The organism is Streptomyces sp. NPDC051051, from assembly GCF_040682975.1.
Classification (GTDB): domain Bacteria; phylum Actinomycetota; class Actinomycetes; order Streptomycetales; family Streptomycetaceae; genus Streptomyces.
Genome location: NZ_JBFBCB010000101.1, coordinates 1 through 12,311 on the forward strand (window position 1 = coordinate 1; position 12,311 = coordinate 12,311).

A 12,311-nucleotide genomic window follows, 5' to 3' on the forward strand; every position below is an offset into this window, starting at 1 on the left:
GCGAGCCGATGTACTCGGTGACCGGCCAGGACTTGTCGTCCATCGCGTCGGCGAAGGACGAGTACGGCGGGCGGAACAGGGAGGTGCGGATGCCCTGGTCGTGGACGATCACCCTCTGCGGGATCGCGATCACGGCCGGTCAGCGGGGTGAATCGACGCGGTTCGAGCCGGTTCTGGAAGCGATCCGGGTGTCCTGACCAGGGCGAGGGCGGCCCCGCGGGCACCCGGACCGGGGGCGTGCCGATGAGACGTACGACTCCCGCCACAACCGGGCCCACCTGCGCAGACGCAAGATCAAGGCGACCGTGCCGGCCCCTGCCGACCGCGTCCGCTACGAGGCGACCGTGCTGGTCGCCGTCCTCGACGAGTGGCTGTGAGCAGCACTTTCCCATCAGGTCCTAGTACTGCAACGGTGCTTGTTCTGAGTGTTGGGCAGTTGTCAGGGGCTGTGTCCGCGTCGTTTGTAGTAACTCAGCCGCGCCTGATACTGCCGTCGTCGGCGCCATGTCGACCAGTGGAGGATGTGGTCGATCGGGGTGGGCCGACGGTCGGTGAGGCGGGCGATCACCCAGTGCCGGCGGTCCTCGCGGTGCCAGGGCCGCACCTCGACGCGGGCCCAGTCGTAGATCCGTCGGCCGTGGGCCCCCTCGCCGCAGGATCGGCGCTTCCACTTCTGCCGAGGCAGACCGGGAAACAGATCGTGGACGGGGTGGTCGAGCGCGAAGCGGGTGACGACGGTGTCGTGCCGGGTGGTGGCCATCACGTGGAAGACATCGGCCTGCTCGAGCTCGAACCGCCAGCCCTTGCTGAAGCCGTAGGCGGCATCCGCCGTCACCCACCGAAACGGAATCTTGTCGGCGATCGCCTTGCGGACCATCGCCTTGGCCATGGCCACCTTCGTGGCGAAGGCCACCTTCGTGGCGAAGGCCACCTCGTCGCCGATGCCCGCCCGTCGGCAGCGCTCCCGGTCGTCCGTCCAGGACGTGGGCAGATACAGCCGGCGGTCGATCAGCGTGCGTCCGCGGCTCGTGGCACAGGCGAGGAAGACGCCGATCTGGCAGTTCTCGGTCCGTCCGGCGGTCCCGGAGTACTGCCGTTGCACGTCGGCCGAACGGACACCCTTCTTCAAAAATCCGGTGTCGTCGACAACCAGGACGGCGTCCGGGTCGCCGAGGTGCTCCACGACATAGTCCCGCACATCGTCGAGGACCTCATCGGCGTCCCACTCGATCCGGTTCAACAACCGGTGGATACGGTCCGGAGCCGCGTGACCTGCCTGTTCGGCCAGTGTCCAGCCGTTCTTCCGCTCCAGCGGAGCGATCAGCTCCCGCAGGTAGGCAAGCGCCGTCTCCCGCGGCTCAGTCCTGTTGAACCGATGCGCGAACCGCTCCTGCAGCCGGTCCAACTCACCCGCCCACAACCTGACACCAGCAAGGTCCCCACCCATAACCACACCAACGAACGACCTGGCCAACAGTCACGGCAAGAACCGTTGCAGTACTAGCGCGGCCGCTGCCTTCGCCTTCCGGCAGTGGGTTTCGGCCGCGCGATCATCCGAGTTGCCGAGGAGTGATGGCCAGAGGGAGTCGCCCGAGCGGCATCGACGCTTGTCGGGCCCGCATGCCGGAACGGACAGGCGGGGGTGTCGAGGTGTCGCAGCCAACAGGCGGCGTACCGACGGGAATCGGTCATCCATCAAACGCACAGAAATCTATGCACAGAACTCTGTGCAAAGAAGTGTGTGTCAACTAATCTGGGATTCATGGAACAACCCGAGCAGCCCTCTCAGGTCCAACTGAACGCTCGCAACCTGCGGGGTGTTGCACATCCGCTACGCGTGCGGATATTGACTGTCCTGCGCACAGAGGGGCCGGCCACGGCCACCACGCTTGCCCGGCGGCTGGACCAGAACACCGGCGCGACCAGCTATCACCTGCGCCAGCTCGCCGAGTACGGCTTCATCGTCGAGGCGCCGTCTCGGGGAGGCCGCCGTGAGCGCTGGTGGCAGGCGGCGCATGTCAATACGGTCGTACCGGACGACTCGGTGCTGGCAGGCGAAGAGGGGCTCGGCATCGCCTACCTCCATGCCCTCGGCAGGGTCTGGTCCGACGCGATGACGACCGCCATCGAAGCGACCGCCTCGCTGTCGCCGCAATGGCGCGAAGCCCAGGACTTCGGCGACTACGTGCTCACGCTCACCCCCGCCGAGGCCAAAGAGCTGTCGGCGGACATCCACCGACTGCTCCGCCGGCGCAACTCCTCCCCGGAACCGGCGGGTTCGCCGCTTCCCGAGGGCGCGGCGAGGGTCGCCTTCCAGTTCCAGTTGTTCCCCACCAGTGTGGACCGGCACATCTCCCACCCCCCAGACTCGGAGTGAGAAAGATGACCTCTCGGCACACAGCCGACCAGCAGGCGGCGGACAGCGGTACACGAACGCCTTTTCCGGACGCTCCGAACGAAGGGCCCCGGGTTCTTCGCGGACTGGTCGGGATGCTGTCGGCCAATGCGGCGGCCCTGTCGGCCAACCGGGTGCTCTCCATCGCCCTGCCCTGGTTCGTCTTAACGACGACTGGCAGCGTAGGCAAGACTGGTCTGGTCGCCTTTTGCCAGATCGTGCCGTACGTGATAGCCCAGGCGTTGGCCGGGCCGATCATCGACCGGGTCGGTCCCAAGCGCATCAGCGTCGCCGGCGACGTGGCCTCCACTGTTGCGACGGCCGCCGCCCCGTTGCTCTACCTCACGGGACACCTGTCCTTCGGCCTGCTCCTGGGGTTGCTGGCCGTGATCGGTGCGGCGGACGGCCCGGCCAACGGGGCCAAGGGGCTCTTCGTGCCGGCGGCGACCCGCGCGGCCCGAGTGCCGCTGGAACGGGGGACCGGCCTGTCAGCGGCAGTCGAGCGGACCGCGACGACCATCGGGCCGGCTATCGCCGGCGTAGTCGTCGCCTCCTTCGGCAGCCTCTACGCCCTGTGGATCACCGCTTGCCTGTTCGGCGTGTCGGCGCTGGTGGTCTCCACCACCCTCAGCGACCCGGCGCCCGAGCCGCACGAGACGCCGGTCGAGGAGGCCGAGGGTTATTTCTCGCGGCTGCGCCAGGGCGCTGTTTTTCTGCGCGATGCCAAATTGCTGCGGTCCATCGTGTGCATGCTCGCCGTTACCAATATGCTCGACCAGGCGTTCATGTCCGTGCTGCTGCCGGTCTGGGCGAAGGAGACGGGCAATGGCGCGGAGGCCGTGGGCCTGGTGGTCAGCGTTTTCGCTGCGACGTCGATCGTCGCCGCGCTCGTGGCCGCGGGAGTGGGCGAGCGGCTGCCACGGCGCACCGTCTACCTGATCGGCTTCACACTGGGCGGCGTCCCGCGCTTCGTGGCCATGGCCACGGGCGCGCCACTGTGGCTGGTACTCGCGGTGCTGGCGCTGGGCGGCCTGGGGTCTGGCTTCGTCAATCCAATTGTCGGGGCCGTGACGTACGAGTTGATTCCCACCCCGCTGCTGGGACGGGTTAAGACCCTGGCTCAGGCCGTCACTTGGGCGGGCATCCCGTTCGGTGGGCTACTGGGCGCGGGACTGGTGACGGTGGTGGGCACCTCGGGTGCACTGTGGATCGTAGGCGGGCTCTACCTCGTCGCCATCGGCGTGCCGGCCCTGAACCGGGAGTGGACAGACATGCGCAAGCGGACGGTATCTGAAGCAAGCCCTGTCAGCACCGCGCACGAGAACCGGAGTACGGCTGGTACGGCTTCTGATCCCGGAGCGGAAGTTACCAGGGCAGCCGCCTGAGCCACGGGACGCAACCGGCGCCGGCCGGGGCGGTCTACCGCCCCGGCCGGCTGTCCGCTTCGCCGAGGCGTGCAGAACTCCGCCCGGTGGATGAACACCCGAGTGCCCACGACCGAAGGGCAGAAGTGTCCACGTCCGGTGGGCAGAAGTAACCAGTTATCTCATCAAGATCGCTCTGCGAGCATCGGATTCGGCTGAGTTTCCGAGGGGCTTTCGCAAACGGTCGACGACGAGGAACTGGTGAACACATGACGACGAATCCGACGATGGCCGCGGCCCCCGGACAGGTGGCCGAGCAGGGCGTTTTCTCCCCGGCTGAAGCCCGCATCGCCACAGTGTGGAATGCGGTGATCGGGGTCGGGGTGACTACAGCCGAGGACGAATTCTTCCAGCTGGGCGGAACCCGCTCACAGGTGACGGAGATGGCCCGTCGGATCGCGGAAGAATTCGGTTCGGAATTCGGTGCGGAGCCGTTGCCCGAGCCGTTGACGGTGCGAGCAGTGGCGTCCTTCCTCGCCGAGGAAGCCCTGCTGAGGGCCCGCCGGTTGTTCGAGTCGTCCGACTCCGATGCCGAGAAGGCGGCGGACGTCATGGGCGCTCTGGTAGCGGCCGGGGCCTCGGACGACGCTCCGGTCATATCCCGTGCGCCCCGGGACGGGCGCCCGCTGCCGCTGTCGTTCGCGCAGCGCCGGCTGTGGTTCCTGGACCAGTTGGAGCCCGGCCGGGCCGAATACCTGATTCCCATGGGACTGCGCATCCGCGGCCCGTTGGTCGTCCCGGCGCTGCGTGCGTCGCTGTCGGAACTGGTGGCCCGGCACGAGGTGCTGCGCACCCGCTTCATCAGCGACACGGACGGCAGCCCCGGCCAGGTCGTCGACCCTCCCCGGCCGCTTCCCCTCGCCGTTCACGACCTGCGATCCGTCGCCGGGGACCACGCGCGCGAGGAGGCGGCCACCGCGCTCGTGGACACCGAGGGCTTCCGCCCGATGGACCTCGGCACCGGACCGATGGTGCGCGCGCTGCTGATCCGGCTGGCCGATGAGGAGCACCTCCTGTCCCTGACGGTGCATCACATCGCTTTCGACGGGTGGTCGGCGGGGGTGCTGTCGCGGGAGCTGACCGAGCTGTACGGTGCACGGGTTGCGGGCAGGGTTGCCGACCTGTCCGAACCTCCGCTCCAGTACGCCGACTTCGCGGTCTGGCAGCGCCAGTGGTTCACCGGCGACGTGCTGGCGGAGCAACTGAACTACTGGCGCGGCCAGCTGGCCGGCGTCGAACCGCTGGAACTGCCCACCGACCGTCGGCGTCCGGCGCGGCACAGCGGCAAGGGCGCCATGCTCACCTTCCGCATGCCCGCGGAGACGGCCGACGGCGCCCGCAGGCTCTCCAAGGAGACCGGCGCGAGCCTGTTCATGACCCTGCTGGCGGTCTTCCAGGTGGTGCTGTCGCGCTACAGCGGCCAGGAGGACATCGCGGTCGGCACCCCGATCGCGGGCCGCAACCGGGCCGAGATCGAGAACATGATCGGTTTCTTCGTCAACACGCTGGTCATGCGCACCGACCTGTCCGGCGACCCGACGTTCACCGAGCTGCTGGCCCGTGTCAAGGACACCGCTCTGGGTGCCTACGACCACCAGGACCTGCCCTTCGAGCGTTTGGTGGAGGAGCTGGCGCCGCAGCGGGACCTGTCGCGCAATCCGCTGTTCCAGACGATGTTCGTCCTTCAGAACACCCCCGACAGCCGGTCGTGGGAGCTGCCCGGCCTGACCGTGCGGCAGCTCGACGTCTCCGCTCAGGACTCCAAGTTCGACTTCACCTTCTACGTCACCGAGGCCGCCGACGGCGCTCTGGACGGCACCGTCGTGTACTCCACCGACCTGTTCGAAGAAGCCACGATGGTACGGCTCGCCGGGCACTTCGAGACGCTGCTGGCCGCCGCCTGCGCCACCCCGGAGATCCGGCTGTCCGAGCTGGAGATGCTGACCGCCGCCGAGCGCCGGACGATCCTGGGCGAGTGGAACGGCTCCGACACCGACGCCCCGGACACGCTGACCGTGACCCGGCTGATCGAGGAGCGGGCCGCTCGCCACCCGGACGCGCCAGCCGTGACGTGCGGCACCGAGCGGCTGACCTACCGGCAGCTCGACGAGCGGGCGGAGTGGATCGCCGGCCGGCTGCGCGAGCGCGGTGCGGGGCCGGGCACTCTGGTGGCGGTCTGCCTGAACCGCGGCGTGGACATGGTGTGCGCGCTGCTCGGCATCCACAAGTCGGGCGCGGCGTACGTGCCGCTGGATCCCGCGTACCCCACGGACCGGCTCGCCTACATGGTCGAGGACAGTGGCGCCCCGCTGATCGTCACCCAGTCCGCGCACACCGGCCGCCTGCCCGCCCACACGCCGACGCTGCTGCTGGACGGGTCCTGGGCGGAGCGGCCATACACCGCCTCCGCCGGTCCGGTGGCGCAGACCGGTCCGGACGATGTGGCCTACGTGATCTACACCAGTGGTTCCACCGGTCGTCCCAAGGGCGTACAGATCACTCACGGCGCGCTGCGGGCACGGATGCGCGAGACGTGCCGTGAGCTGGAGCTCACGCCCGAGGACCGGGTCCTGCAGTTCGCGTCGATCGCGTTCGACTCGTCGGTGGGACAGATGTTCGCCCCGCTCGTCTCCGGAGCCGCTCTGGTGCTGCGCGATGACGCCTGGGACCCGGGCCGGCTGGCGTCGGCGCTGCGCGAGTACCGGGTCACGGTGGCGTGGCTCACCCCGTCGGCGTTCGGGGCGCTGGCCGCCGACCTGGACGGGCCGGACGCGCTGGGCCCGGAGCTGCGGCTGGTCCGGCTCGGCGGCGAGGCGCTCCAGCGGGAGCAGGTCCGGGAGTGGTTCCGGCACTGTGCGGTGCCTCTGGTCAACGGTTACGGGCCCACGGAGGCCGCGCAGGAGGCGACGACCGCCAGGATCACCGGGCCCGTCGACCGGGTGCCGATCGGCCGGCCGGTCGCCAACGTGAAGGTCTTCGTGGTCGACCGCCACGGTCGGCCGGTACCGGTGGGAGTGCCGGGCGAGATGTGGATCAACTGCCCCGGACTGGCCCGCGGCTACCTCAACCGGCCCGATCTGACCGACGAGAAGTTCACCGTCGTGGACGTGGACGGCGCACCGCGACGCGTCTACCGCACCGGGGACCGCGCTCGATGGCTGCCGGACGGGCGGCTGGAGTTCGTGGGCCGCGCGGACAACCAGGTCAAGCTGCGCGGCTACCGCGTCGAACTGGGTGAGATCGAGACGGCGTTGCTCGACCACCCCGCGGTCGCCGGCGCCACCGTCATGCTGCGCGAGGACGTTCCCGGAGTGCAGAGACTGGTGGCGTACGTGGTGTGCGTGGGATCTCTCGACGCGAGTGCGCTGCGCGCCCACCTTCGGCGCGGCCTGCCGGACTACATGGTGCCCGCGGCCTTCGTGCCGCTGGAGCGCATACCCCTCACCCCGAACGGCAAGACGGACCGCCGGGCGCTCCCCGTCCCCGCCTCCGACCGGTCCGGACTGGGCGCTGTGTACAGCGCGCCGCGTACGGACGTCGAACGCACGGTGGTCGAGGTGTGGTCCGAGGTACTGGGCGTCGACCGGATCGGCGTGCACGACGACTTCTTCGCGTTGGGCGGGCATTCGCTGCTGGCCACCCAGGTCGTATCGCGGCTGCGCCGGCGGCTCGGTGCCGATGTCCCGGTGCGCACACTGTTCAGCGCGCCTACCCCGGCGCTGCTGGCCGAGGCCGTGACGGAGCTGGTCGGCACCGGTGCGGAGCGCATCCCGTCGGTGCCGCGTGACAGCGGTCCGCCGCCGCTCAGCTTCGCGCAGCAGCGACTGTGGTTCCTGGACCAGTTGGATCCGGGCCGGGCCGAGTACCTGCTGCCCTTCGCCTTGCGTATCCGCGGCTCACTGGACGTGGACGCCCTGAACGCCGCGTTCACCGCGGTGGTGACGCGCCACGAGATCCTGCGCACTCGGTTCGGGACGGACGCGACGGGCTCGCCGGTGCAGCTGATCGACCGGGCACGGCCGGTGCGGATGCTGGTACGGGATCTGCGTGGGACGGGCGACGCCACCGTCCGCGAGGACGCGCTGGCGGAGATTCTGCGCGAGGACGGACTGCGACCGGTTGACCTGGGCACCGGACCGATGCTGCGCGCGCTGCTGGTGCGGCTGACCGACGAGGAGTGCGTCCTGGCGGTCACCGTGCACCACATCGCCTTCGACGGCTGGTCGGTGGGCGTGATGGTGCGCGAGCTGTCCGCCCGGTATGCGGAAGCCGTCTCGGACCGGTCCGTCAGGTCCGGGCCCGAACCGCTGCGGGTGCAGTACGCCGACTACGCGGTGTGGCAGCGTACCTGGCTGTCCGGCGCGCAGTTGGAGCGCCAACTCGGTTACTGGACAGAACGCTTGGACGGACTGGAGCCGCTGGAGCTGCCGACCGACCACGCTCGGCCGGCGGAGCGCGGCGGACGCGGCGCTGCGGTCCGGTTCTCGCTGCCCGCCGAGGTCGCCGCCCGTGCCCGCGCAGTGTCCGCCGAGAGCGGCGCGAGCCTGTTCATGACCCTGCTGGCGGTCTTCCAGCTGCTGCTGGCCCGCTACAGCGGGCAACGGGACATCGCGGTCGGTACTCCGATCGCGGGCCGCAACCGGGCCGAGACCGAGGATCTGATCGGTTTCTTCGTCAACACCCTCGTCATGCGCACCGACCTGTCCGGCGACCCGACGTTCACCGAACTGCTGGCCCGCGTCAAGGACACCGCCCTCGGTGCCTACGACCACCAGGACCTGCCCTTCGAACGCCTGGTGGAGGAACTGGCCCCCGAGCGGGACCTGTCGCGCAACCCCCTGTTCCAGACGATGTTCGCGTTGCAGAACGCACCGGGCGCGGACGCCTGGAACCTACCGGGTCTGTCGGCGGAACCCGTTGAGACTCCGGTACGGGACGCCAAGTTCGACCTGTCGATGTACCTCGCGGAGGCGGCGGACGGCACGCTGGACGGCGCCGTCGTCTACGCCGACGACCTGTTCACCGAGGACACCGCGCGCCGCATGGTCGGCCACTTCACCAACCTGCTGGCCGCGGCCACCGCTCGCCCGCACAGCGCGCTGTCCGAGGTGGAGATGCTGGACGCGAGTGAGCGGCACCGCATCCTCACTGATTGGAACGACACCGCCTCGCCCGTCCCGGCAGGGACCCTGCACGGGCTGTTCGAGCAGCGAGTGGCACAGAACCCGGACGCGGTGGCCGTCGTCTGCGGCACCGAGGCCCTGACGTACCGCCAGCTCGACGAGCGGGCCAACCGCCTCGCCCACCGGCTGCGCACTGTGCCGGGCATCGGCCCGGACGTACCTGTGGGCGTCTGCCTGGAACGCTCGCCCGCCATGGTGTGGACGCTGCTCGGCATCCTCAAGGCCGGCGCAGCCTACGTGCCGCTCGACCCGGAGCACCCCGCGGAGCGGCTGGCGTACCTGGTGGCGGACTCCGGCGCACCGCTGATCATCACTGACACGGCGCACGCCGCCCTGCTGCCCGAAGACTCGGACCTGCTGGCCGTGGACCGGCCCGCCGATCTGCCGGACACCCTTTCCACGGAGGCGCCGGAACCCGTCGCGGAACCCGGCGACCTCTGCTACTTGATCTACACCAGCGGCTCCACAGGCCGCCCCAAGGGCGTCCGCATCGAGCACCGCGGAGTGGTCAACTACCTGGCCGGCATGCAGCACGCGTTCCCGCTCGCCGAGGGCGAGGGATTCCTCCAGGCCACGCCGCTGTCCTTCGACGTCTCGGCGTACGAGATCTTCTGGCCCCTGTGGCAGGGCGCCACGGTCGTGCTGGTGCCCGGCTCCGACCGGCTCGACATGGCCGAGGTGTCCCGCCTGATGCACGCCCACCGCGTGGTCGGCCTCCACTTCGTGCCGAGCCTGCTGGACCTGTTCGTCTCCCAGGTACGGCCCGGGGACTGCACGCACCTGCGGTACGCCTTCGCCAGCGGCGAGCCGCTCCAGCCGACGCTGGTGAGCCGGTTCACCGAACGCTTCCCCGGTGACCTCGTCAACCTGTACGGCGCCACCGAGGTCTCGGTGGACACGACGTACTGGCGGGCTTCGCGCACGGAACCGGCCGGGCCGGTCCGCGCGGGCCGGCCCATGGTCAATCAGAGCGTGTACGTCCTGGATCCGGACCGCCGTCCCGTACCCGCGGGTGTGCTGGGCGAGGTCTACCTCGGTGGCGACAGCGTCGGACGCGGCTACCACCGGCGGCCCGAGCTGACGGCCGAGCGTTTCGTCGCCGACCCGTTCCGTAGCGGCCGGATGTACCGTACGGGCGACCTCGGCAGGTTCACCGCGGACGGCGAACTGGATCTGCTGGGACGTATCGACCGTCAGGTGAAGCTGCGCGGTGTCCGGGTCGAGCTCGGCGAGATCGAGGCGACACTGCTCACCCATGACGCGGTCGGTGTCTGCGCGGTGGTGGTCCGGGAGGACACGCCCGGTGACAAGCGGCTGGTCGCCTACTGTGTGCCCGTGCCCGGCGGCACGGTGGACGTCGGCGAGCTGCGCGAATGGGCCGCCGAGCGCCTGCCACGCGCCATGATGCCGTCCGCGTTCGCCGTCCTCCCGCAACTGCCGCTCAACCGGAACGGCAAAGTCGACCACGCGGCCCTGCCGACCCTCGGGAGCGACGGCGACAACACGTCCGGATACATCGCGCCGAAGGACGAGATCGAGGCGGAGATCGCCGCAATCATGGCCGCCGTACTCGGCGTCGAACGCATCGGAGTCCACGAGGGGTTCTTCGACGCCGGCGGTCACTCCCTGCTCGCCATCCAGCTCGTCAACCAGGTCGAGTCGGTGACCGGGGTACGCATCGGCCTGCGACGCCTTTTCCAGTCACCCACCGTCATCGGTATCAAGCAACAGCTCATCGAATTGTTCGACGCGCAGGAACAGGATTCCTGAACCAGCGGCCCCCTGCCCACGCGACAAGACGGAAGAGGACGGAACATCATGGGCGAGAATTCGGTCGAGGCACGGCTGCTGTCACGCATGCGGCGGCGCGCGGAAGCGACCCGAATCGTACGCGCCGACCGGAAGGCGGGACCACTGCCGCTGTCGTTCGCGCAGCAGCGGCTGTGGTTCCTGGACCGGTTGACACCGGACAGCGCCGAATACCTGGTGCCGACGGTGCTGCGGGTACGCGGCGCGTTGGACGTCGCCGCCCTGGGCGCGGCACTGTCGGGTCTGGTGGCCCGGCACGAGGTGCTGCGGACGGCATTCCCGGCGGACGACAACGGCACACCGCAGCAGGTGATCACCGCACCTTGGCCGGTGGACGTCACCGTCCACGACCTGCGGACCGAAGCGGACGCGGAGGCCCGCGCGGGCGAGGTGCTGCGCGCCGAGGCCACACGGCCGTTCGAGCTGGACGGCGGCCGGCTTCTGCGGGTCGACGTGGTGCGCGTGGCCGACGACGACCAGTACGTGCTGATCACGCTGCACCACATCGTCTCGGACGGCTGGTCGTCCGGGATCCTGGCCCGCGAGCTGCGCGAGCTGTACGGGGCCGCCGTCGCCGGACGTGAGGCGTCGCTGCCCGAACTGCCCCTGCAGTATGGGGACTTCGCCGTCTGGCAGCGGGAGCAGCTCAGCGGCGAGTTCCTGGAGGGGCAGTTGGCGTACTGGCGTGAGCGCCTCGCCGGGGTCACGCCGCTCGAGCTTCCCACCGACCACCAGCGTCCGGCGCTGCCGAGCGGTGACGGTGACGTGGTCACCTTCTCGGTGCCGTCGGAGGTGGCGGAGGGGCTGCGGGCGACGGCGAGCGGGCAGGGCGCGAGTCTGTTCATGGCGCTGCTGGCGGTGTTCCAGATCGTTCTGGCCCGTTACTGCCGCCAGGACGACATCGCGGTCGGCACTCCGATCGCGGGCCGCAACCGGGCCGAGACCGAGGACCTGATCGGCTTCTTCGTCAACACGCTGGTCCTGCGCACGGACCTGTCCGGCGACCCGGCCTTCACCGAGCTGCTGGCCCGGGTCAAGGACACCGCGCTTGGCGCCTACGACCACCAGGACCTGCCCTTCGAACGCCTCGTGGAAGAGCTGGCCCCCGACCGGGACCCGTCCCGCAACCCGCTGTTCCAGACGATGCTCGTCCTCCAGGCGCCCGGCAGCGCGGAGGGCCAGACATGGGAGCTGGCGGGCACACGGACCGAGCCGGTCGAGATCGAGCGGGGCATCGCCAAGTTCGACCTGACGCTCACGGCGGTCGAGTCGGCGGACGGCCTGCGCGCGGTGCTGGAGTACCGGACGGATCTGTTCGAGCGGGCGACGATCGAGCGGTTGGCCGGTCACTTCACGACGCTGGCGGCGTCGGTGGCGGCCGCACCGGGGGCGCGGCTGTCCGAGCTGAACATGTTGACGGTGGGGGAGCGGCGGGAGGTTCTGGTCGAGTGGAACGGGGTGTCGGGTCCGTATCCGGACACGGCGACGATTCACCAGCTC

The 12,311-nt window shown here is 69.8% G+C and carries 5 protein-coding genes; 4 read left to right on the forward strand and 1 reads right to left on the reverse strand.

Annotation, left to right across the window (positions count from 1 at the left end; all coding sequences use genetic code 11):
• Window positions 1-439: 439 nt before the first annotated feature.
• A complete protein-coding gene (locus AB0N31_RS35720; RefSeq protein ID WP_366062702.1) occupies window positions 440-1,447 on the reverse strand; it encodes an IS701 family transposase in 1,008 nt (335 codons plus the stop codon).
• Between the two features lie 315 nt (window positions 1,448-1,762).
• Between AB0N31_RS35720 and AB0N31_RS35725 the strand changes: the two genes are divergently transcribed.
• From AB0N31_RS35725 to AB0N31_RS35740, 4 genes are all read left to right on the forward strand, one after another.
• On the forward strand, window positions 1,763-2,377 hold the full coding sequence (locus AB0N31_RS35725; RefSeq protein WP_366062703.1) for a helix-turn-helix domain-containing protein: 615 nt from the start codon (window positions 1,763-1,765) through the stop codon (window positions 2,375-2,377).
• 113 nt (window positions 2,378-2,490) lie between these two features.
• Complete coding sequence (locus AB0N31_RS35730; protein ID WP_366062704.1) at window positions 2,491-3,780, forward strand: MFS transporter; 1,290 nt, start codon at window positions 2,491-2,493, stop codon at window positions 3,778-3,780.
• Between the two features lie 248 nt (window positions 3,781-4,028).
• Window positions 4,029-10,772, forward strand: a complete 6,744-nt coding sequence (locus tag AB0N31_RS35735; RefSeq protein ID WP_366062705.1) for an amino acid adenylation domain-containing protein — start codon at window positions 4,029-4,031, stop codon at window positions 10,770-10,772.
• A 48-nt stretch (window positions 10,773-10,820) separates the two neighbouring features.
• On the forward strand, window positions 10,821-12,311 hold a 1,491-nt coding region (locus AB0N31_RS35740), incomplete at its 3' end, for a condensation domain-containing protein (RefSeq protein ID WP_366062706.1).